Source organism: Lelliottia sp. RWM.1, from assembly GCF_016859735.1.
GTDB lineage: Bacteria > Pseudomonadota > Gammaproteobacteria > Enterobacterales > Enterobacteriaceae > Enterobacter.
The window spans coordinates 131,401-154,103 of sequence record NZ_WLVC01000008.1 but is presented as its reverse complement, the minus strand read 5'-3'; the positions used below and the strand labels follow the sequence as shown (position 1 = coordinate 154,103).

At 50.4% G+C, this 22,703-nt stretch carries 23 protein-coding genes; 14 read left to right on the top strand and 9 right to left on the bottom strand.

Annotated elements, in window-relative coordinates; genetic code table 11:
- Positions 1-180: hypothetical protein (locus tag GF617_RS09470; RefSeq protein ID WP_203451555.1), on the bottom strand; the 180-nt coding region annotated here is incomplete at its 3' end.
- Between the two features lie 144 nt (positions 181-324).
- On the opposite strand from GF617_RS09470, the gene GF617_RS09465 reads away from it, so the two are divergent.
- Positions 325-1,620, top strand: coding sequence for an MFS transporter (locus tag GF617_RS09465; protein WP_203451554.1), 1,296 nt, complete (start codon positions 325-327; stop codon positions 1,618-1,620).
- Here GF617_RS09465 and GF617_RS09460 read toward each other — a convergent pair.
- The 5 genes from GF617_RS09460 to trxC form a co-directional block, all read right to left on the bottom strand.
- Positions 1,617-1,940, bottom strand: coding sequence for a YfiM family lipoprotein (locus tag GF617_RS09460; RefSeq protein WP_181620423.1), 324 nt, complete (start codon positions 1,938-1,940; stop codon positions 1,617-1,619). The two genes, GF617_RS09465 and GF617_RS09460, sit on opposite strands and share 4 nt — an antisense overlap.
- Positions 1,941-1,984: 44 nt before the next feature.
- A complete protein-coding gene (pssA, locus tag GF617_RS09455) occupies positions 1,985-3,340 on the bottom strand; it encodes a CDP-diacylglycerol--serine O-phosphatidyltransferase (RefSeq protein WP_203451558.1) in 1,356 nt (451 codons plus the stop codon).
- A gap of 110 nt (positions 3,341-3,450) precedes the next feature.
- Positions 3,451-6,114, bottom strand: a complete 2,664-nt coding sequence (pat, locus tag GF617_RS09450) for a protein lysine acetyltransferase (protein WP_203451553.1) — start codon at positions 6,112-6,114, stop codon at positions 3,451-3,453.
- 35 nt (positions 6,115-6,149) lie between these two features.
- Positions 6,150-6,848 (bottom strand): tRNA-uridine aminocarboxypropyltransferase, encoded by a 699-nt coding sequence (tapT, locus tag GF617_RS09445; protein WP_181620421.1) that lies wholly within the window; start codon positions 6,846-6,848, stop codon positions 6,150-6,152.
- 69 nt (positions 6,849-6,917) lie between these two features.
- Positions 6,918-7,337 (bottom strand): thioredoxin TrxC, encoded by a 420-nt coding sequence (gene trxC, locus GF617_RS09440; protein WP_203451552.1) that lies wholly within the window; start codon positions 7,335-7,337, stop codon positions 6,918-6,920.
- Positions 7,338-7,543: 206 nt separating this feature from the next.
- Between trxC and GF617_RS09435 the strand changes: the two genes are divergently transcribed.
- The gene (locus tag GF617_RS09435; RefSeq protein ID WP_203451551.1) at positions 7,544-8,641 is read left to right on the top strand and encodes a tRNA/rRNA methyltransferase; all 1,098 of its coding nucleotides are present in this window, start codon (positions 7,544-7,546) and stop codon (positions 8,639-8,641) included.
- Positions 8,642-8,711: 70 nt separating this feature from the next.
- Here the strand turns inward: GF617_RS09435 and ung are convergent, their stop codons facing one another.
- Complete coding sequence (gene ung / locus GF617_RS09430) at positions 8,712-9,401, bottom strand: uracil-DNA glycosylase (RefSeq protein ID WP_181620418.1); 690 nt, start codon at positions 9,399-9,401, stop codon at positions 8,712-8,714.
- 313 nt (positions 9,402-9,714) lie between these two features.
- On the opposite strand from ung, the gene grcA reads away from it, so the two are divergent.
- Positions 9,715-10,098 carry an autonomous glycyl radical cofactor GrcA gene (gene grcA, locus GF617_RS09425; protein ID WP_181620417.1) on the top strand — a complete coding sequence of 128 codons (384 nt, stop codon included), beginning with the start codon at positions 9,715-9,717 and terminating at the stop codon, positions 10,096-10,098.
- Positions 10,099-10,153: 55 nt separating this feature from the next.
- Here grcA and srmB read toward each other — a convergent pair whose 3' ends face one another.
- The gene (gene srmB / locus GF617_RS09420; protein ID WP_181620416.1) at positions 10,154-11,482 is read right to left on the bottom strand and encodes an ATP-dependent RNA helicase SrmB; all 1,329 of its coding nucleotides are present in this window, start codon (positions 11,480-11,482) and stop codon (positions 10,154-10,156) included.
- A 132-nt stretch (positions 11,483-11,614) separates the two neighbouring features.
- On the opposite strand from srmB, the gene GF617_RS09415 reads away from it, so the two are divergent.
- Entirely contained in the window at positions 11,615-12,352 is a 738-nt protein-coding gene (locus tag GF617_RS09415) for a tRNA1(Val) (adenine(37)-N6)-methyltransferase (RefSeq protein WP_181620415.1), read from the top strand.
- Here GF617_RS09415 and nadB read toward each other — a convergent pair.
- On the bottom strand, positions 12,337-13,956 hold the full coding sequence (nadB, locus tag GF617_RS09410; protein ID WP_181620414.1) for an L-aspartate oxidase: 1,620 nt from the start codon (positions 13,954-13,956) through the stop codon (positions 12,337-12,339). The two genes, GF617_RS09415 and nadB, sit on opposite strands and share 16 nt — an antisense overlap.
- Positions 13,957-14,217: 261 nt before the next feature.
- On the opposite strand from nadB, the gene rseD reads away from it, so the two are divergent.
- The 10 genes from rseD (at position 14,218) to recO (ending at position 22,688) form a co-directional block, all read left to right on the top strand.
- Positions 14,218-14,385 carry a rpoE leader peptide RseD gene (gene rseD, locus GF617_RS27440; protein WP_309228233.1) on the top strand — a complete coding sequence of 56 codons (168 nt, stop codon included), beginning with the start codon at positions 14,218-14,220 and terminating at the stop codon, positions 14,383-14,385.
- Positions 14,382-14,957, top strand: a complete 576-nt coding sequence (rpoE, locus tag GF617_RS09400; RefSeq protein WP_000003307.1) for an RNA polymerase sigma factor RpoE — start codon at positions 14,382-14,384, stop codon at positions 14,955-14,957. Before rseD ends, rpoE begins: the two co-directional genes overlap by 4 nt.
- Positions 14,958-14,988: 31 nt before the next feature.
- The gene (gene rseA, locus GF617_RS09395) at positions 14,989-15,639 is read left to right on the top strand and encodes an anti-sigma-E factor RseA (RefSeq protein WP_181620413.1); all 651 of its coding nucleotides are present in this window, start codon (positions 14,989-14,991) and stop codon (positions 15,637-15,639) included.
- On the top strand, positions 15,639-16,592 hold the full coding sequence (gene rseB / locus GF617_RS09390; protein WP_203451550.1) for a sigma-E factor regulatory protein RseB: 954 nt from the start codon (positions 15,639-15,641) through the stop codon (positions 16,590-16,592). Before rseA ends, rseB begins: the two co-directional genes overlap by 1 nt.
- Positions 16,589-17,065 (top strand): SoxR-reducing system protein RseC, encoded by a 477-nt coding sequence (gene rseC / locus GF617_RS09385; protein WP_181620411.1) that lies wholly within the window; start codon positions 16,589-16,591, stop codon positions 17,063-17,065. The genes rseB and rseC overlap by 4 nt, the downstream gene beginning before the upstream one ends.
- A 186-nt stretch (positions 17,066-17,251) precedes the next feature.
- Positions 17,252-19,051 carry a translation elongation factor 4 gene (lepA, locus tag GF617_RS09380; RefSeq protein WP_181620410.1) on the top strand — a complete coding sequence of 600 codons (1,800 nt, stop codon included), beginning with the start codon at positions 17,252-17,254 and terminating at the stop codon, positions 19,049-19,051.
- 16 nt (positions 19,052-19,067) lie between these two features.
- On the top strand, positions 19,068-20,042 hold the full coding sequence (lepB, locus tag GF617_RS09375; protein ID WP_203451549.1) for a signal peptidase I: 975 nt from the start codon (positions 19,068-19,070) through the stop codon (positions 20,040-20,042).
- Positions 20,043-20,266: 224 nt separating this feature from the next.
- Positions 20,267-20,947, top strand: a complete 681-nt coding sequence (gene rnc / locus GF617_RS09370) for a ribonuclease III (protein ID WP_010434072.1) — start codon at positions 20,267-20,269, stop codon at positions 20,945-20,947.
- Entirely contained in the window at positions 20,944-21,849 is a 906-nt protein-coding gene (era, locus tag GF617_RS09365) for a GTPase Era (protein WP_181620408.1), read from the top strand. Before rnc ends, era begins: the two co-directional genes overlap by 4 nt.
- A 131-nt stretch (positions 21,850-21,980) precedes the next feature.
- Positions 21,981-22,688: a DNA repair protein RecO gene (gene recO / locus GF617_RS09360; protein WP_181623817.1), complete on the top strand. Its 708-nt coding sequence runs from the start codon at positions 21,981-21,983 to the stop codon at positions 22,686-22,688.
- Positions 22,689-22,703: the final 15 nt, after the last annotated feature.

Here is a 22,703-nt window from a genome sequence, read left to right as displayed (position 1 = left end):
CTCAGAAGTGAAACGCCGTAGCGCCGATGGTAGTGTGGGGTCTCCCCATGTGAGAGTAGGGAACTGCCAGGCATCAAATAAGCAGGAAACCCCGGTCCGTAAGGTCCGGGGTTTTTTGCGTCTGTGCACCTGCATATTTTCGTCAGCCTCACCCTGAAACTGCATTGTTGCTTCTGCCATCTCCTCCTGATTCCTTATCATGCTAATTAAATATGTGATCGTTCTCTCGATATTATAAGTAACAAAATTATAACATTTGATCATCAAATAACTGAGTCACCGAGAGAACGCCAGGCCGGTATTTATGGCAGGAGCATCACGACAATGACAGAGAGCATCACATCGCAAGAGGTGCTGGCGAGCAGTGATACCCGACGAAGGGTATGGGCAATCATCAGTGCTTCTTCTGGAAATCTGGTTGAATGGTTTGATTTTTACGTCTACTCATTTTGTTCGCTTTATTTCGCCCATATATTTTTCCCATCTGGAAATACCACAACACAGTTATTGCAGACGGCAGGGGTATTTGCCGCAGGTTTCTTAATGCGTCCTATTGGTGGTTGGCTGTTTGGGCGAATTGCTGATCGCCAGGGACGAAAAACCTCAATGTTAATCTCAGTTTGTATGATGTGTCTGGGGTCATTAGTCATCGCCTGCTTACCGGGTTATGACGCTATTGGCACATGGGCTCCAGTATTGTTGTTAGTGGCCCGATTATTTCAGGGACTGTCTGTTGGTGGCGAATACGGTACTAGCGCAACATACATGAGTGAAATCGCGCTTGAGGGGCGTAAAGGTTTTTATGCTTCCTTCCAGTATGTCACGCTTATTGGTGGTCAGCTCCTGGCAATCCTGGTGGTGGTGATCTTGCAGCAGATACTGACCGATGAACAACTCCATAGCTGGGGATGGCGAATTCCCTTTGCTATGGGAGCGATACTGGCAGTTGTTGCCCTTTGGTTACGTCGTCAGTTAGATGAAACCTCACGAAAAGAAGTAATGTCATTGAAGGAAGCAGGGACATTCAAGGGACTCTGGCGAAATCGCAAAGCGTTTCTGATGGTTTTAGGATTCACCGCTGGCGGTTCGCTCAGTTTCTACACCTTTACGACGTACATGCAAAAGTACCTGGTAAACACGACGGGAATGCATGCAAATGTCGCCAGTGTTGTGATGACCGTGGCGCTATTCATTTTTATGTTGATACAACCCTTGATTGGTGCGCTTTCAGATAAAATAGGACGCCGCGCATCGATGCTGATTTTTGGCGCAATGTCAGTACTCTGCACTGTTCCCATTTTAACTGCGCTTCAGCGCGTTTCCTCACCATACGCGGCATTTGCACTCGTGATGTTGGCGATGGTGATTGCCAGTTTTTATACCTCTATTAGTGGAATATTGAAGGCTGAGATGTTTCCTGCGCAAGTTCGAGCTCTGGGGGTTGGGCTCTCTTATGCTGTCGCGAACGCCCTGTTTGGTGGTTCTGCCGAGTATCTTGCGCTATTGCTGAAGTCATTGGGGAGTGAATCGGCCTTCTTCTGGTATGTCACAGCAATGGGAGCGCTGGCTTTCATTGTTTCCTTGATGTTACATCGTAAAGATAAGGGGATTCGCCTTTAATAATGCGCCAGTTGCCACACGGCATAGCCGGTCGTTGCACCGGCTACATCCCAGGCAAAATCTTTCCAGCTCCAGCCACTTCCTGCAGTACGGCTGTCCCAAAGCTCTTTTGACGCACCAAGGCTTACTGAGAACATGAAGCCGATAGCTGCGCTATGATCCCGGCTATAGCCCTGATGTTGAGCATACTCGTTACCTGCGGCAGACAGCATGGCAGATGCAATAAAATGTTGAGCTTTATCCTGACCTTGCCAGTTATCATTAGCCATATGGCTACAGCCTGTCAGGCACAGTAGGGTGATAGGGAAAATAATGCGCATGCGAGCTCCATAAAAAAGCCCTGTTGGATAACAGGGCTTGAGTATTACAGAATGCGGCTAATAAGACGGTCAATTCGGATTCGGCGCAAACGGCGAATGAGTTTGCGGACTTTAATCGGATAATCTGCAATGCTTTGCAGATCCCGATAATGTCGAACTACCGTTGTATGAGTACGAATCATATTCAGCTCATGTTCACGTTTCTCTGCGAGCTCATGCTGAGGATCGTGAATTAAAATGGCATTTTCCAGGTCCAGACGCCAGGCACGAGGGTTCAGGTTATTGCCAGTCAGTAGCATCCATTCATCGTCCACCCACATACCTTTGAGATGGTAGGTATTGTCTTCATCTTTCCACAAACGCACAACCAGTTGGTCGGTGTTCACGTAGTACTGTAAACGGCTCAGGAAGCGACGAAGGTTGATCTCATAGAGATAGGGCAATGCACCGATGATTTTGAACGGCTGATCTTCCGGGATAAAAAAATCGTTCGCGGTTTTATCGCCAACAATAATTTCCACTTTCTTACCATCGCGCAGTAACTGGATAATATTGCGAACCAGCACGGCAGGAAGATTGAAGTAAGGTGTGCAGATAGTGAGTTTATGATCGGCACAGGGCATCAGGTGGAAAATAGTTTTATTCAGCAGGCTTGATTTACCTAAACCAACCAGAGGTGTTACAGATAGTTGCTCGTTGTTAGCATCACCCTGGAAATGATAAACCGCATCACGCAATTCCTGGCGGAAGAGGCGAACGTCATTTTTAATTTCCGGGCTTTTTGGACGGTGCGGATCATCAAGACGATTTACACCACGACCATGTACCAGATTTGTATCAACCCAGTTAAACATGATATCGGCCATCTGCTGATTACGAATCAGGTGATAACGATCATATCGATACTTATCAAGTTGATGCAGGTAAACATCATTCAGGCTAGCACCGCTATACAATACGCTGTCATCAATAATGAAACCCTTGAAATGAAGCACTCCAAGTGCTTCCCGCGTATTGACGGGTACACCATAGACCGGGACTTCAATGCCTGGGTTTTCATGTGAGGTACGGCAATACCAGTCGGCATTTGTGTTAGAAGCCGCTGCGCCGATACGGCCGCGCTGTGCACGATGCCAGTCAACCAGAACGCGGATATCCAGTTCAGGACGCAGACGTTTAGCTTCATAGAGCGCATTCAGGATCGTACGCCCGCCTTCATCTTGTTCAAGATACAGTGCCACGATGCAAATACGCTGTGTGGCACTGGCGATCTTTTCCAGAAGCGTCTCCCGAAAATGAGCGGGAGCGTAAAAGAACTCTACATCATCAACTGACTGAGAAATCTTCGGTAGTAGAGCAAGGTGTTGTTGATGTTTATTACGCTTAAATTTTGACAACATCACAGTGCGTTTCTTCTCTGTTCATTGAAGGGTTGTCTGTACCAGGCAAACAACATAAGCGGACAATGATACCACCAGTACCGTCCAAAGTGGTCAACATTTCCAGTAGGTTACTCTTGGTTATCTGCGGATGTCAGGTCAAGAGTCAGAGCGACAATACCTTCGTCCAGTTGAATATCAACGTCAAATCCAAGTTTTCGCGCCAGGGTCACCATGCCACGATTGTTAGGCATAGTAATGCCATTCAACCGCAACAGTCCGTGATCGCGCGTATAACTGATGAGTTTTTCCAGTAGTCGTCTGCCCAGACCAAGGCCCTTCAGGTCTGAACGCACTAATACCGCAAATTCAGCATCGATATTATCAGGATCTGAAATGGCCCGGGTGACACCCAGGATTTCATCGCCTATATCAGTGCGGCGAACGGCAACAAATGCCATTTCACGATCGTAGTCGATCTGGGTCATATTGGCTAAATCATCATGGGTAAATTCATTGATTTCGCTAAAGTAGCGATAATAAAGATCCTCTTTAGTGACCTGGGCTATGAACTGCCGTAGTTGAGGCTCATCCTCTGGCAGGATAGGGCGAAATAGCGATCGTTCACCGTTTTTCAGTTTTACCCACTCTTCGAGTTGCAAAGGGTATGGGCGTATAGCGAGGCGGCTTTCCCGATCGCCTTCAAACGGCGCAATCTCAAGTGTCACATCCAGCGCGGTAAATTCCTTGCCAGAGGCTAAGAGCGGATGAATATCCAGTCGCTTGATCTCTGCGCAATCGACGATCAGATTGGATACCTGCACCAAAAACTGGCTTAACCCGGCAATATCGAGAGGACGCAGGGCGCTCCTGCCACGAATTTTTTTACTTTTAACCGCCTGAATCACCAGATAGCGAGCCAGATTCATGTTCAAAGGCGGAAGTGCGACAACCGCTTGTTCCTCTGGACGCCATTCCACACCGCCTTCGCCCAGCATGATCAACGGGCCAAAGACCGGATCGTATTCAACAACAACGCGTAATTCCTGTGCTCCGGCACGGTTGGCCATACTTTGAACCAGTAGCCCATGGATCCTCGCTTGCGGCCAGGCCATTTTTACCCGGTCGATAATAGCGTCTGCAGCCTGCTGCACTTCAGCCGCTGTACGTAGATACAACATCACGCCCTGAACGTCTGATTTGTGCGGGATATCCGGTGAGCGCAGTTTAAGTGCGACCGGATAACCAATCTGTTCAGCAATGTGTACAGCTTCAGCACTATCACTGGCGATCCAGGTCGGCAGCGTTTGCATACCGTAGCTGCCAAGGATAGGTTGCACTTCATGAGTATCCAGTGAAGTCGCTCCGTCTTTGATAGCCTGCTGTAACAACACGTGGGCATCAACCGAGTTTGCTGTTAAATTGCCCGGCAATGTGGGTGTTTCCCGCAACTGTTTTTGGTTCCGGCGATATTCAACCATATGCATGAAAGCGGTGATTGTGCCCTCTGGCGTCCGGTAAGTTGGAAGTCCTGCCTCACTGAAAAGACGGCGAGCCTCCTGAGAGGAAAACTCACCACACCAGTTGGTGAGCAAGGTGACGTATTTTCCTCGTGGATGATTTCTGACCGCCTCGATCAGTGCTCGTGCGCTTTCACTTCCGGGCGCTGCCGCACTTGGTGAATGGATTATCATCAGCGCATCAAAATCCTGACTATCCAGCAGGATGGTTATTGCCTTGATATAACGATCGCAACTGGCATCATCACGCAAGTCCAGCGGATTTCCTGGAGACACACTCAGTGGCAGGTCGTTGCGTAAACGTTGGAGAGTTTCCTCCCCCAAAGTGGCCAGTTTTCCATTGCGTAGCCACAGTTCATCCAGTGCCAGTGCGGCAGGCGCTGCGCCATTACTTACAATCATTAATTTTTCGCCACGCAGGGGACGCATATGGCTAAGCGTTTCGACGGCAGAGAAAAGCTCATGCGTATCTTGTACGCGCAACAGGCCTGCGCGTTGAATGGCCGCATCCCATGCGGGGTCCATTCCTGAGTGCGAGTGCAGCAAACGTTGAGCGGCTGGGCTACGACCGCTTTTGATCACCAGAATGGGTTTATTGCGTGATGCGCTGCGCGCAGCAGAAACAAAACGTCTGGCATCACTTAAGTGCTCAAGGTAGAGCAGTATGGCGCTGGTTTTGCTATCTCTGGCCAGAAAATCCAGTAACTCGTCTACGTCGATATCCAGGCTATCACCCAGAGCGATGAAGTAAGAGAATCCCATTTCACGTTGCCGCGCCCAGTCAAGGATCGTGTTTGACACGGCAGCAGACTGTGAAATGAAAGCCAGCTTGCCTTTGCGGATAGGAACAGGAGAGAAGCTGGCATTCAACCCTTGCCAGGGAGCCAGTAATCCCAAGCTGTTTGGGCCAAGAATACGCATCTGATAACGGCCGGCGCAGGTGAGAAGTTCAGCCTGCTGTTCAGGAGGAGAAGAGAGAATAATACAGGTTTTACACCCTCGTTTACCCAGTAATTCCAGTAAATCCAGATTGCGCTTCGCATGGGTACAAAGTATGGCAAGATCAGGTACGAAAGGCAGGCTCTGAATGTCAGGCCAGGCAAGTACCCCCTGCACTGCTTTATAAGCTGGGGTAACTGGCATAACGGGTCCATTAAATCCACCGGCCAACAAGCTGCGCATCATCAGATATCCTGCGCGGTCCGGTTTCATTGATGCGCCTATAACGGCTATGGATTTAGGGCGTAGTAACGCTTCCAACCCTCGCTGACTCATGCAAGTCTCCTGTATATGCGAGTGACTTGATGATTTTAAACGCTTTCTGACTCCGCTGCTGTGATACTGCCCTTATGAATGGTTTTTCCTGCCAGATAGCGCTCGCGAAAACAGGAAAAATGGCTCCCCAATGCACTCGCCGCCAGCGTATCCCCGGCAAGATCCAGCAAGGCAATTGCCACTTCCGCAGTACAATATTGGTCGTCAGCATGGGCTTCGCGTAAGCGATAAGCTGAGACCCGTGACAAATCCACTGAAATCACCGGAAGTGCATCAAGATAAGGGCTCTTACGAAACATTTTCCGTGCTTCGGTCCAGGTGCCATCCAGCATAATAAAGAGTGGTGGCTTACCTGTTGATGGCGCGGCAATGACCTGACGATCCTCACCAGCATACGATGCGGGAAACACCACCATTGGCTGATAGTCAGGGCTGGAAACCAGGTCTAGCAGCGCCTGCGGTGGCTCTGTGCGGGACCACTGAAATGCGGCGGTATCAGGCAGAATGTCGGCAATCAAACGCCCGGTATTACTGGGCTTCATCGGTTCAGTATCGAACATAACCAGACAAAAGCGGCTTTGCGCCTGGCTGGGCTGCAATGTTTCACACAGACATTGTTTCAGAGGGAGCAAACAGCGCTGGCAGCGCCGCACACGATTACCACGAGCCAGAAAAGGGCGGGTTGCGCGCGCGAGGCGTTCGGCGCGTAATTGAAGTACGGCGTTATCAGTCATGAGAGAAGTGCTGGAAAAAGGCTATTTTCGCAGAGGAGGGAGCGGGGCACAAGATGCGCCCCGCGAATGTTACAGTGATTCGTTAAGCCAACTCTCAAAAGGGGCTTTGGGTACGGCGCCGTTGAGCATGTCAATCACTTCACCATTTTTGAAAATCATAATGGTGGGGATGCTGCGAATGCGAAAACGGGCACTGAGTTCGCGCTCAGCTTCGGTGTTCACTTTTACGAAACGCATTTTGCCGTTTCGTTCTTCTGCGACATCTTCGAAGATCGGCGCAAAGTTCCGGCAAGGACCGCACCATGGAGCCCAGAAATCGACAACCACAGGTAAGTCATCCTTGAGGAATTTGTCCAGCGTCGCGCCCGTTGCGTTAATTACATCGCCATCAAACAATTCATGGCCGCAACGTCCGCATTTTGCACCATCATCAATCCGGTCATCGGGAATGCGGTTAAGAGCCTGACAGTTGGCACATACGGTATTCATAACTAACCTCTGATAGAGCGGTGGGACAGAGCGCTAATACGCCATTTTTGTTTCTAATATGTTACATATTATCAATTAGCCTGTTTGAAACGACAATGCGTTTTATTCAATGAGTACAATAGTCGCAGGCTTTTGTACGAAATTATGGCTATGAGCTTACACATCGGGTAATCTGCGCGCTTCGCGCAGCGCTGGTGGAGAAAAGCATGAACGACGAATTAAAGAATAAAAGCGGCAAGGTCAAAGTGATGTATGTCCGCAGTGATGATGACTCTGATAAACGCACCCAAAATCCGCGTACCGGAAAAGGTGGCGGGCGTCCGGCGTCTTCTCGTGCTGACGGTGGCCGTCGCCCCGCCCGCGATGACAGAAATAACCGCAGTGATGACCGCAAACGTGATGACCGTAAGCGTGACGATCGCAAACGTGACGATCGTCCGCGTGATGATTTCCAGCGTGATGTATCCCCATGGCGTACCGTTTCGCGCGCGCCAGGTGTGGAAGCGCCAGAAAAAGCCGATCACGGTGGTATCAGTGGTAAAAGCTTTATTGATCCGGAGGTTCTTCGCCGTCAGCGTGCGGAAGAAACCCGCGTCTATGGTGAGAATGCGTGCCAGGCTCTGTTCCAGAGTCGCCCTGAATGCATCGTTCGCGCATGGTTTATCCAGAGCGTAACGCCGCGTTTTAAAGAAGCATTGCGCTGGATGGCTGCAAACCGCAAAGCCTATCATGTGGTCGATGATGCCGAACTGACGAAAGCTTCGGGTACAGAACACCACGGCGGTGTCTGTTTCCTGATTAAAAAGCGTAACGGCACGACAGTTCAGCAGTGGGTAAGCCAGGCTGATGCTGATGATTGTGTACTGGCGCTGGAAGATGTGGGCAACCCACATAATCTGGGGGCTATGATGCGTAGCTGTGCACACTTTGGTGTGAAGGGTGTGTTGTTGCAGGATGCGGCGCTGCTGGAATCCGGAGCGGCGATCCGTACTGCGGAAGGCGGGGCTGAACATGTGCAACCAATTACCGGTGACAGCGTTCTGGATGCCATCGAACAATTCCGCAAAGCAGGCTATTCCATCGTAACCACCTCCAGCCACGAAGGCACACCGCTGTTTAAAGCAACACTGCCACGTAAAATGGTGCTGGTGCTTGGGCAGGAACGTGATGGTCTGTCTGATGCTGCATTATCCAGCTCCGATTTGAGCGTATCGATTGACGGCACTGGTAATGTAGAAAGCCTCAACGTTTCCGTTGCAACGGGCGTATTGCTGGCTGAATGGTGGCGTCAGAATAAGGCGTAAACTGCCTTTTATCAGTAGGTATACCCGGTGACGCTTACGCTAGCCGGGTGTTATACAAAATCACTCAATCTTATTCGCTCTCTGCCGGTAATACAGGCATCCAGTCAATCGGCGTTTCGCCACGTTTCTTCAGCCATTCATTCGCCAGAACAAAGTGATTCGAACCAAAAAAGCCGCGGTGTGCTGACAGCGGTGAAGGGTGAGGTGCTTTCAGAACATGGTGACGTTGTGAATCAATAATTGCCCCTTTCTTCTGTGCGTGTGAACCCCACAGTAAAAACACCACGCCTTCACGATGTTCGTTGATAAGGCTAATAACCTTGTCTGTAAAGGTTTCCCAGCCGAGGCTGGCATGGGAATGCGCCTGCCCAGCCCGCACGGTCAATACGGTGTTCAGCAGCAGAACGCCCTGATGTGCCCAACTTTCGAGATATCCATGTGCTGGGCGCGTAAACCCAGGGATTGTCCCTTCGAGTTCTTTATACATGTTCAGCAGAGAAGGGGGAGTCGCAATTCCGGGACGTACGGAAAAAGCTAAACCGTGCGCCTGCCCTGGGCCGTGATAAGGGTCTTGCCCCAGAATAACCACTTTTACATCGTTCAACTCGGTATAGCGAAAGGCGTTAAACACATCTTTCTGTGGCGGATAAATCGTTTGGCCAGATTGCCGCTCTGCTGCAACAGTGCTTAAAGTATTAATGAAATAAGGCTGCTGTTTCTCATCGGCCAGTACATCATGCCATGTTAAAGGCGTTGTCATGTCGCTCTCCTGCGATTCTCATCTGAGCCTAGCTTACCCGTTTACGCGCAGTGCGCAAAATCCCTCGCGGAAATTACCGCTAAGTCTTTCAATTTAATTTGAAAACACACAAAAATGATTGAGTTCCTGTGTGAAGTAAATTGATCTAAAACAATAAATCCTAACCACACTCTTTATGTGGTTAGTGTTTTTGTTGATTTAAATCAAAGAATCACGCGTGCCTGACTGATATATATACACACAAGCAACAATGGTTTTACCAATTGGCCGCGAGAGGCCGACACCAGTTAATGTAGCCTAAGGGAGGCATCACATGATTACAGGTATCCAGATTACTAAAGCTGCAAATGACGACCTGCTGAATTCTTTCTGGCTGCTGGACAGCGAGAAAGGTGAAGCGCGCTGTGTAGTGGCTAAAGCGGGTTTTGCTGAAGACGAAATTGTTCCGGTAACCAAACTGGGTGAAATCGAATATCGCGAAATCCCGATGGAAGTAAAACCGGAAGTGCGCGTGGAAGGTGGTCAACACCTGAACGTTAACGTTTTGCGTCGTGAAACCCTGGAAGATGCTGTTAAGCACCCGGAAAAATACCCGCAGCTGACCATCCGTGTTTCTGGTTATGCCGTTCGCTTCAACTCTTTGACCCCAGAGCAGCAACGCGATGTTATTGCGCGTACCTTTACTGAAAGCCTGTAAGGTCTTTGGTCAGAAGTAACCGAAATAAAAAAGCCGGGTCTTCACCCGGCTTTTTTTACTCTTCAGTTTGTGATGTTGGCGTCGTGCCACTGGGCTTACGGCGTTTTCCAATGTTTTTGGCATCACGGTGGCGTTTCTTCACACGCGGCTTCTCTTTATCTTTCTCTTTCTGCTCAGCGCGTTTAGCCAAAACTTTCTTCGACGGTTTACCCGTCATCTTCTCACTAGGCGGACGTGTGGTTGGACGCAGTTCATCGATCACTCGGGCTTTTACCGGTTCCTCGATGTAACGGCCTATTTTCATCAGCAGCAGATAATCATGGGCTTCCACCAGAGAAATTGCCGTCCCTTTGCGGCCCGCACGGCCGGTACGACCAATACGGTGCAGGTAGGTATCCCCGCTGCGCGGCATGTCGAAGTTAATCACGTGGCTGACATCAGGTATGTCAATACCGCGTGCTGCGACATCGGTAGCAACCAGCACGTTTACGCGCCCCTCAGTAAGACGTTTAATCCCTTCGGTACGTTTTACTTGTGCCATCTCGCCCTCAAGATAGCAGTTGTTAATCCCTACTGAGCGGAGTTTGTCAGCCAGTTCATGCACACGCTCGCGTTTACGAACAAACACGATGGTTCGTGTGGCATCATCTTGCTTGAGCAGATGGGTCAGGATGGCAAATTTATGATCAAAATTATCCGCGCGGTAGTACCACTGGTGGATCTTTTTACGTTCACGGGTGGACGGTGTGGCAGACACTTCTACTGGATCTTCCAGCAGGCGTTCAGCAAAGTCCTTGATCGCATCACCTTCGAGCGTTGCGGAGAACAGCATTGTCTGTTTGCGCCAGCGCGTTTCACCAGCAATGTGCTCGATATCCTGGGCAAAGCCCATATCCAGCATGCGATCGGCTTCGTCAAGGATCAACGTTTCAACTGCGCGGCAGTCGAAGTTTTCTTCTTTAATGTATTGCAGCAAGCGGCCGGTCGTCGCAACGACGATATCCTGGTTTTCGCTGAAGACTTCAGCGTGGTTCATATACGCAACGCCGCCAGTGATCGTGGCGATATCCAGATGGGTATTAGCTGCAAGTTCACGCGCATGCTCGGCAACCTGCACCGCCAGTTCACGCGTTGGCGTTAAAATCAAAATACGCGGCGGGCCTGATTTTTTACGCGGGAAATCGAGCAGATGCTGCAACACAGGCAGCAAGTAGGCTGCTGTTTTCCCCGTGCCGGTTGGCGCAGAACCGAGCACATCGCGGCCCTCAAGCGCAGGCGGAATGGCCGCGGCCTGAATGGCGGTCGGGCGTGTAAAACCTTTGCTCTCAAGTGCATTGAGCAGGCTTTCATCGAGTTCAAGTTCGGAAAAAGTCGTTACAGTCATGTTCTACCTCTGTGTGGGGCGCTGATTATAGACGTTACGGCTGTAATCTTCATCTGTTTGTATGGATATCCCTTTTCGGCAACTTCGCTTTCCCCTATGCTACTCCAGTTTCACTTAGAAGGTTGCTTTGACATGTCTCAACCCAAAGCGCTGTTGCGCCGCGATGGTTTCACTTTTAAACAGTTTTTTATTGCTCACGATCGCTGTGCGATGAAAGTCGGTACAGATGGTATCTTACTGGGTGCATGGGCTCCGGTCGCGGGTGTTAAGCGTATTCTGGATATTGGTTCCGGAAGTGGGCTTTTAGCACTGATGCTGGCACAGCGAACCGAAAACCACGTCACGATCGATGCAGTTGAGCTTGATGCGCAAGCGGCGGAGCAGGCTCGTGAAAATGCGATGGAATCCCCCTGGTCTGACCGTGTTCAGGTCGAGTGCGCGGATATCGTTGCCTGGACACCAGAACAAACCGCCCGTTACGATCTTATTGTCAGTAATCCACCTTATTATGAACCGGGTGTTGAATGCGCTACGCCAGAACGTGCGCAAGCACGTTATACCGACTCGCTCGATCATCAGGCGTTGCTAACCTGTGCGGCAAACCTGATTTCGGAGGAGGGCTTTTTCTGCGTTGTGCTGCCTGAAAATACGGGTAACACGTTTATTAACTATGCGCGAGAGATTGGCTGGTATTTACGTTTACGAACCGATATTGCTGATACCGAAGGGCGGATGCCGCATCGTGTATTGTTGGCACTTTCACCGAAAGAGGGTGAGTGCTTCAACGACAGAATGGTCATTCGTGGGCCAGACCAGCGTTATTCCGAAGATTACACTGCTCTGACCCAGGCATTTTACTTGTTCATGTGAGAAAGCGGCGACAGCACGGATGGGCCGGATTCAACCAGTGTGTCGGGATAATCCAGCGTATAGTGCAGACCGCGACTTTCTTTACGCATCATGGCGCAGCGAACAATCAGCTCGGCAACCTGTACAAGGTTACGCAACTCCAGCAGATTGTTGGACACGCGGAAATTCGCGTAATACTCATCAATTTCCTGTTGCAGCATCGTGATACGGCGAAGTGCGCGCTCAAGCCGTTTCGTCGTACGTACAATGCCCACGTAATCCCACATAAAGAGTCGTAGCTCATGCCAGTTGTGCTGAATAACGACAAGCTCATCGGGATTCTCTACGCGGCTTTCGTCCCAGGCGGGTAAATGCGCTGCCTGACGGGCATAAGGTATACGTTTGGTAATATCTTCCGCGGCAGACCACCCGTAGACCAGACACTCAAGCAGCGAGTTTGACGCCATGCGGTTAGCGCCATGCAAACCGGTGTAGCTCACCTCGCCGATGGCGTACAGTCCATCAACATCCGTACGACCATGGTCATCAACCATCACGCCACCGCAGGTATAGTGTGCGGCAGGGACGATCGGAACCGGATCGCGGGTGAGGTCAATTCCCAGATTCAGCAGTTTTTCGTAAATCATTGGGAAGTGCTGACGAACGAATTCTGCCGGTTTGTGGCTGATATCCAGGTACATACAATCCACGCCAAGGCGTTTCATCTCGTGGTCTATTGCACGGGCGACGATATCGCGAGGGGCAAGCTCGCCTCTGGCGTCTATATCTGGCATGAAACGAGAGCCATCAGGACGTTTCAGGTAAGCACCTTCTCCGCGCAGGGCCTCAGTTAGTAGGAAATTACGTGCCTGCGGGTGGAATAATGCAGTGGGATGAAACTGGTTGAATTCAAGGTTCGCCACGCGGCAGCCTGCGCGCCAGGCCATGGCGATCCCGTCCCCGGAGGCAATATCTGGGTTCGTTGTGTATTGATAGACTTTAGATGCGCCGCCGGTAGCCAGTACCACAGCTTTTGCCTGACACGTCTCCACCTTCTCTTTATTACGATTCCAGACCCACGCACCGACCACGCGGCGTGTCCCGGGGAGACCAATTTTATCGGAAATAATCAGATCAACCGCATTGCTGCGCTCCAGTACCTGAATATTTGGGTGGCTCAACGCTTTGCTGACCAGCGTTGTTTCAACCTCTTTCCCTGTTGCGTCTGCAGCATGCAGGATACGTCGATGACTGTGTCCTCCCTCACGGGTGAGGTGATAACACTCTTCCCCGTTTGGCTGGACCTGCGTATCAAATAAAACGCCCTGATCGATGAGCCATTGCACGCAGTGACGCGCATTACTGGCGACAAATTCAGCCGCATGCTCATCAACAATCCCTGCTCCGGCAATCAGCGTATCTTCAACGTGTGAGGCAATGCTGTCCGTTTCATCAAACACGGCAGCAATCCCGCCTTGTGCGTAAAAGGTTGAGCCTTCACTCATAGGACCTTTACTGAGCACGATGACACGTTGGTGTTCAGCCAGACGAAGAGCCAGTGAGAGCCCGGCAGCACCGCTACCGATGATTAGGACATCACAGTTAAGTTCTGGAGTTGTGTTCATGATGTTTGTTTAATTTACTAAACAGTGTTTGGCCAGAATAGCACCTGACTGGGAGATATCGCACGTTTTTTTTGAGTGGTGTTGAGGTGACTAAACGCGATAGCAAAAGTAAAAAAGGGGTAAATGAACGAAAATATTTTGCGAAGCAGATCGTTAGCTTCAGATTTTGTGATGAAATAAAGCCTGTGTTGCGTTACTCTGCTGGCGGTATATGAGTTGTGTCTTAAGAGAAAGTGGGTACGTATCGTGAACAGACTTATAATGAGAGAAAATGAACAGTCTGCGGCACGGTTAACAAAAACAAATGCGTGGCGGAACTTATTGAAGAACAGACACTCTAAGTCGGTGCTTGCTCAAAGTGCAATGTTTTTAGAGTGGCGTTTCGATAACGCGTGGAATTTAGGTTTGGGGAGACTTTACCTCGGATGAGCGAGCAGTTAACGGACCAGGTCCTGGTTGAACGGGTCCAGAAGGGAGATCAGAAAGCCTTTAACTTACTGGTGGTACGCTACCAGCATAAAGTGGCGAGTCTGGTATCCCGTTATGTACCATCAGGGGATGTCCCTGATGTCGTACAAGAGTCTTTTATTAAGGCCTATCGTGCGCTGGATTCGTTCCGGGGAGATAGTGCTTTTTATACCTGGCTGTATCGCATTGCGGTAAATACAGCAAAGAATTATCTGGTCGCTCAGGGGCGTCGTCCACCGTCAAGTGATGTGGATGCAATCGAAGCCGAAAACTTCGAAAGTGGCGGTGCACTGAAAGAAATTTCGAACCCTGAGAACTTAATGTTGTCAGAAGAACTGAGACAAATAGTTTTTCGCACGATCGAGTCGCTCCCGGAAGATTTACGCATGGCAATTACGTTACGGGAGCTTGATGGCCTGAGCTATGAAGAGATAGCCGCTATCATGGATTGTCCGGTCGGTACGGTTCGTTCGCGAATTTTCCGTGCGCGCGAGGCTATTGATAATAAAGTTCAACCGCTTATCAGGCGTTGACGATAGCGGGATACTGGAAAAGGTATTAGGCATGCAGAAAGAAAAACTTTCCGCTTTAATGGATGGTGAAACGCTGGACAGTGAGCTGCTCAATGAGTTGTCTCATTCTCCCGAAATGCAAGAGACCTGGGAGAGCTATCATCTCATCCGTGACACCTTACGGGGTGATACCGGCGAGGTTCTCCATTTCGATATCTCAGCACGCGTAATGGCGGCGATTGAGAATGAGCCTGTTCATCAGACCTCTTCGCTGATTCCTGAAGCTCAACCCGCACCTCACCAGTGGCAGAAAATGCCGTTCTGGAAGAAAATGCGTCCGTGGGCAAGTCAACTCACCCAAATGGGGGTCGCTGCATGCGTATCGCTTGCAGTTATCGTTGGCGTCCAGCACTATAATACTCAGTCTGAAGTTAATCAGCAGCCTGAAGCGCCGGTGTTTAATACACTGCCGATGATGGGCAAAGCCAGCCCGGTAAGCCTGGGTGTACCAGCAGATGCGTCGGCAAGCGGCGGTCAACAACAGCAGGTACAAGAGCAGCGCCGTCGCATTAATGCGATGTTGCAGGATTATGAGTTGCAGCGTCGCCTGCACTCGGAACAGCTTCAGTTTGAGCAGGCACAGACTCAGCAAGCTGCAGTGCAAGTGCCCGGAAACCAAACTTTAGGAACGCAATCGCAGTAATGAAGCAACTTTGGTTCGCCATGTCTCTGATGGCGGGTAGCCTGTTCTTCTCTGTCAACGCCTCGGCTGATGTTTCGTCCGGGGCGTTGTTGCAGCAAATGAATCAGGCCAGCCAGTCACTCAATTACGAATTGGCTTTTATCAGCATCAACAAGCAGGGTGTAGAGTCGTTACGCTACCGCCATGCCCGTCTTGATAATCAGCCACTAGCCCAGCTGTTACAGATGGATGGCCCACGCCGTGAAGTTGTTCAGCGTGGTAACGAAATAAGCTATTTTGAACCAGGCCTTGAGCCCTTCACGTTAAATGGCGACTACATCGTTGATTCCCTTCCATCGCTTATCTATACCGATTTTAAGCGTCTTGCGCCTTACTATGATTTTATCTCAGTAGGTCGCACGCGGATTGCAGACAGATTGTGTGAAGTGCTGCGTGTCGTTGCCAGAGATGGTACGCGTTACAGCTATATTGTCTGGATGGATGCAGAAACTAAGCTTCCCATGCGTGTCGATTTACTCGATCGTGATGGTGAGACGCTGGAGCAGTTCCGCGTGATCTCCTTTAACGTTAATAATCAAGTGGGCAACAGCATGCAGAAGCTGGCCAAAGCCAGCCTGCCTCCGCTTTTGTCTGTTCCTGCAGGTGATCCCGTTAATTTTAATTGGGTCCCATCCTGGATCCCACAAGGTTTTAGCGAAGTTTCCAGCAGTCGTCGTCAATTACCCACTATTGAAACACCAGTTGAGTCACGTCTCTATTCTGACGGACTGTTCAGTTTCTCAGTGAACATCAACCGCGCAACCGCGAACAGTTCTGAGCAAATGCTGCGAACCGGACGTCGGACGGTGAGTACGACAGTACGTGATAACGCAGAGATCACTGTCGTGGGTGAACTTCCTCCGCAAACAGCGAAGCGCATTGCAGACAGCATTAAATTCAGGGCAGCACAATGATTAAAGAGTGGGCTACCGTTGTGTCATGGCGGGATGGTGTTGCACTGGTCAGCTGTGATGTGAAAGCCTCATGTAACAGCTGCGCTTCCAAAGCTGGATGCGGGAGCCGTGTGCTGAATAAGTTAGGGCCACAAACGACGCACACCATTTCAGTTCCGAGCGAACAGCCGCTGGTTGAGGGGCAGAAAGTCGAACTGGGTATTGCAGAAGGAAGTTTGCTGGGTTCTGCAATGCTGGTTTATCTTTCTCCGCTTGTGGGATTGTTCGCCATGGGCGGGATATTCCAGATGCTTTTTGGTACGGACCTTGCGGCGATGAGTGGTGCAGTATTGGGTGGAGTGGGCGGTTTTTGGCTGGCTCGTGGTTTTTCCCATAAGCTTGCCGCTCGCGAAGAATGGCAACCCATCATTCTGAGTGTTGCACTCGCACCAGACCAGCTTCGCGTTGAAACGCTCTCTTCCGAAGCCCGATAATTTCTTCGGGCTTTATCATTTTTTACATCTCAAAAAAGAAAACACGCTTTCCTCACGCTATGCTTGGCTCTAAGAGCATTTCCTGGTTACAGGGATGTAGTGTAGAATGCTGCGTTTTCGCACTGAAAAACGTCAGGCTAAGAACAGCGGCCTCCAGGAATTCGTAAGGCATAATTATTTAACTATATGAAGAACATACGTAACTTTTCGATCATTGCTCACATTGACCACGGTAAGTCGACGCTGTCTGACCGTATTATCCAGATTTGCGGTGGCCTGTCTGATCGTGAAATGGAAGCCCAGGTTCTGGACTCCATGGACCTGGAACGCGAACGTGGTATTACCATTAAAGCTCAGAGCGTCACGCTTGATTACAAAGCGGCAGATGGTGAAACCTATCAACTGAACTTTATCGACACCCCAGGCCACGTTGACTTCTCTTATGAAGTTTCCCGCTCGCTTGCGGCCTGCGAAGGCGCGCTGCTGGTGGTTGATGCCGGGCAAGGCGTAGAAGCGCAGACCCTGGCAAACTGCTATACCGCGATGGAGATGGATCTCGAAGTCGTGCCCGTACTGAATAAAATCGACCTGCCTGCAGCCGATCCAGAACGTGTTGCCGAAGAAATTGAAGATATTGTCGGCATCGATGCTACTGATGCTGTACGTTGCTCGGCGAAAACGGGTGTTGGTGTTCCTGATGTACTGGAACGTCTGGTGCGTGATATTCCAGCACCAGAGGGTGATCCCGATGCGCCGTTACAGGCGCTGATCATCGACTCCTGGTTTGATAACTACCTGGGTGTTGTGTCGCTGGTTCGTATTAAAAATGGCACGATGCGTAAAGGCGATAAAATCAAAGTGATGAGTACCGGACAGGTGTATAACGCTGACCGTCTGGGGATCTTCACGCCGAAGCAGGTTGACCGTACCGAATTGAAATGCGGTGAGGTTGGCTGGTTGGTTTGTGCGATCAAAGACATCCTGGGTGCTCCTGTGGGGGATACCCTGACGCTGGCCCGTAACCCAGCGGATAAAGCACTGCCTGGTTTCAAAAAAGTGAAGCCTCAGGTTTATGCTGGTCTGTTCCCGGTTAGCTCTGACGATTATGAAAACTTCCGTGATGCACTCGGCAAGCTGAGCCTGAACGATGCCTCTCTATTCTACGAACCAGAAAGTTCAACGGCGCTGGGCTTCGGCTTCCGCTGTGGCTTCCTTGGTCTGCTGCATATGGAGATCATTCAGGAACGTCTGGAACGTGAATACGATCTGGATTTGATCACGACAGCGCCGACCGTAGTGTATGAAGTGCAGACGACCAACAATGAAATTGTGTACGTCGATAGCCCATCCAAGCTGCCACCACTGAATAATATTGCTGAGCTGCGTGAGCCTATTGCCGAGTGTCATATGCTCCTGCCACAGGAATTCCTGGGCAACGTGATCACTCTGTGCATCGAAAAACGTGGCGTACAGACCAACATGGTTTACCACGGTAACCAGGTTGCGCTGACCTATGAAATTCCGATGGCAGAAGTGGTTCTTGACTTCTTCGACCGTCTGAAATCAACCTCGCGCGGTTATGCATCGCTGGATTACAACTTCAAACGCTTCCAGGCCTCCAACATGGTGCGTGTGGATGTGTTGATTAACGGCGATCGCGTCGATGCATTAGCGCTGATCACCCACAATGATAACGCACCATACCGTGGCCGTGAGTTGGTTGAGAAGATGAAAGAGCTGATCCCGCGTCAGCAGTTCGATATCGCAATTCAGGCGGCGATTGGCAACCACATCATTGCTCGCTCAACGGTAAAACAGCTGCGTAAAAACGTTCTGGCGAAATGCTATGGTGGTGACGTCAGCCGTAAGAAAAAACTGCTGCAGAAGCAGAAAGATGGTAAGAAACGCATGAAGCAGGTCGGCAACGTTGAACTGCCGCAGGAAGCGTTCCTCGCCATTCTGCATGTAGGTAAAGACGGCAAATAATCCTTAAGGAGTTGTCATGGCGAACATGTTTGCCCTGATCCTGGTCATCGCGACGCTGGTGACGGGTCTGTTGTGGTGTCTGGATACGTTTATTTTCGCCCCGAAACGTCGTGAGCGTCAGGCTGCCGCGCAGGCAGCCACTGGCGATCAACTGGATAAAAAAACGCTGAAGAAAGTGGGTCCAAAGCCGGGTTGGCTGGAGACGGGTGCTTCAGTGTTCCCGGTATTGGCGATAGTTCTGGTGGTACGTTCGTTTATTTACGAACCTTTCCAGATCCCATCGGGTTCAATGATGCCAACGCTGTTAATTGGTGATTTTATTCTGGTTGAGAAATTTGCCTATGGCATTAAAGATCCGATCTACCAGAAAACACTGATTGAAACGGGTCACCCAAAACGCGGCGATGTTGTGGTCTTTAAATATCCGGAAGATCCGCGTCTTGATTATATCAAGCGTGCGGTAGGTCTGCCGGGCGATAAAGTCACTTATGATCCGGTTGCGAAGGAAGTCACTGTTCAGCCGGGCTGCAGTTCCGGAACCGCATGTGAAAACGCGTTGCCAATCACTTACTCGAACGTTGAACCGAGTGATTTTGTGCAGACCTTTGCCCGCCGTAATGGCGGGGAAGCGACCAGCGGCTTCTTCCAGGTACCGAAAGGTGAAACCAAAGAAAACGGTATTCGCCTGGTCGAGCGCAAAGAGACGTTGGGAGATGTGACTCACCGTATTCTGACCGTACCGATTGCACAGGACCAACTGGGGATGTATTACCAGCAACAGGGTCAGCAACTGGCAACCTGGATCGTACCGCCAGGACACTACTTCATGATGGGTGATAATCGTGATAATTCTGCGGACAGCCGTTACTGGGGATTTGTGCCGGAAGCGAATCTGGTAGGCAAAGCAACCGGAATCTGGATGAGTTTTGAGAAACAGGAAGGCGAATGGCCGACCGGTGTTCGCTTAAATCGCATTGGCGGAATCCATTAATTCTCAATAAATGAACGCGTAGCTGCGCTTATTGGCGGCTACGCGAATTATTTAAGTGATAAATCTCTTCGAACTAACGACATCCCTTGTCGTTGTGTATAGAATATTCCCCCGAAGTTTAAGGTTGGCCCTGCAAGGGTGCCACGGCACACGAAACCGCGTTGGTTTTTCTCAGGTCGGTTTCGTGTGCTGAATTTTTGACGCATTTATTCTATTGGTATCGCATGAATCCCATCGTAATTAATCGGCTTCAACGGAAGCTGGGCTACACTTTTCATCATCAGGAGTTGTTGCAACAGGCATTAACCCATCGCAGTGCCAGCAGCAAACATAATGAGCGTCTCGAGTTTTTAGGTGACTCCATTTTAAGTTTCGTGATTGCAAACGCGCTTTATCACCGTTTCCCGCGTGTGGACGAAGGTGATATGAGCCGTATGCGAGCAACGCTGGTACGAGGGAATACCCTTGCTGAAATCGCACGTGAATTCGAACTGGGTGAGTGCCTGCGCCTTGGTCCGGGCGAGTTGAAGAGCGGTGGTTTCCGCCGTGAATCTATTCTTGCCGATACTGTCGAAGCATTAATCGGTGGCGTTTTCCTGGACAGCGATATCCAGACCGTAGAAAAGCTTATCCTGAACTGGTATCAGAGTCGTCTGGATGAAATTAGCCCGGGCGATAAACAAAAAGATCCGAAAACGCGTTTGCAGGAATATTTACAGGGGCGTCATCTCCCACTGCCATCCTATCTGGTGGTGCAGGTGCGTGGCGAAGCCCACGATCAGGAATTTACCATCCATTGCCAGGTCAGTGGCCTGAGTGAACCGGTGGTTGGCACAGGTTCTAGCCGACGCAAGGCTGAACAGGCTGCCGCCGAACAGGCGTTAAAAATGCTGGAGCTGGAATGAGCGAAGAAAAAACCTATTGCGGATTTATTGCCATCGTCGGACGTCCGAACGTTGGTAAATCCACCCTGTTGAATAATCTGCTTGGGCAGAAGATTTCTATCACCTCTCGTAAGGCGCAGACCACGCGTCACCGCATTGTGGGGATCCATACTGAAGGCGCGTATCAGGCTATTTATGTTGATACCCCAGGCCTGCATATGGAAGAGAAGCGTGCCATTAACCGCCTGATGAACAAAGCGGCGAGCAGTTCGATTGGCGATGTCGAACTGGTGATTTTCGTTGTTGAAGGTACTCGCTGGACGCCTGACGACGAAATGGTGTTGAACAAACTGCGCGATGGTAAAACGCCGGTTATCCTGGCTGTCAACAAGGTGGACAACGTACAGGAAAAAGCTGACCTGCTGCCGCATCTGCAATGGCTGGGTAGCCAGATGAATTTCCTCGACATCGTACCGCTGTCAGCAGAGACCGGTCTGAACGTCGATACCATCGCTGGCATCGTGCGTAAGCATCTGCCAGAAGCGATTCATCACTTCCCGGAAGAGTACATCACTGACCGCTCTCAGCGCTTTATGGCGTCTGAAATCATCCGCGAAAAGCTGATGCGTTTCCTGGGCGCGGAACTGCCGTATTCTGTTACCGTTGAGATCGAACGTTTCCAGAGCAACGAGCGTGGCGGTTACGATATCAACGGTCTGATCCTCGTTGAGCGTGAAGGGCAGAAGAAGATGGTGATTGGTAACAAAGGTGCCAAGATCAAAACCATCGGTATTGAAGCTCGTAAAGACATGATGGACATGTTTGAAGCACCGGTTCACCTGGAGCTGTGGGTGAAAGTGAAATCTGGCTGGGCCGATGATGAGCGTGCTCTGCGCAGCCTCGGTTACGGCGAAGACCAGTAGTTTTCATGCTCTATGGCTTTCGAGGTGCAGGAAGGCGGCAAGGCCGCGAATCCCCGGGAGCTTACTTCAGTAAGTGAGTGGGGTGCACGGGCACAGACAACGCACCTGCAACTTGAAAGACGACGAGTATGATGGAAGGATGGCAGCGCGCCTTTGTATTGCATAGTCGTCCCTGGAGCGAAACCAGCCTTATGCTGGATGTCTTCACGGAAGAGTCAGGTCGCGTGCGCCTTGTTGCTAAAGGCGCACGTTCCAAACGTTCTAACCTGAAGGGGGCATTACAACCTTTCACTCCGCTGCTGGTTCGCTTTGGCGGTCGCGGAGAAGTTAAAACGTTGCGCAGTGCCGAAGCGGTTTCTCTTGCACTCCCCCTTTCTGGTATCACGCTTTACAGCGGTCTGTATGTCAATGAGCTCATTTCACGCGTTCTTGAACATGAGACCCGCTTCTCTGAACTTTTTTTCGATTATCTGCATTGTATCCAGGCTCTGGCGGGTGCAACAGGCACGCCTGAACCTGCTCTACGGCGTTTCGAACTGGCCTTACTGGGGCATTTGGGATACGGCGTTGATTTTCTGCATTGTGCGGGTAGCGGCGAACCGGTTGATGACACCATGACTTACCGTTATCGCGAGGAAAAGGGCTTTATCGCCAGTATCGTTATCGATAACAGTACGTTTACCGGGCGACAGCTTAGGGCGTTGTATGAGCGAGAGTTTCCTGACGTCGATACCCTGAGAGCGGCAAAACGCTTTACCCGAATTGCACTCAAGCCGTATCTTGGTGGCAAGCCCTTAAAGAGCCGCGAATTATTTAGGCAGTTTATGCCGAAACGTTAGATCGTAGAAACACAA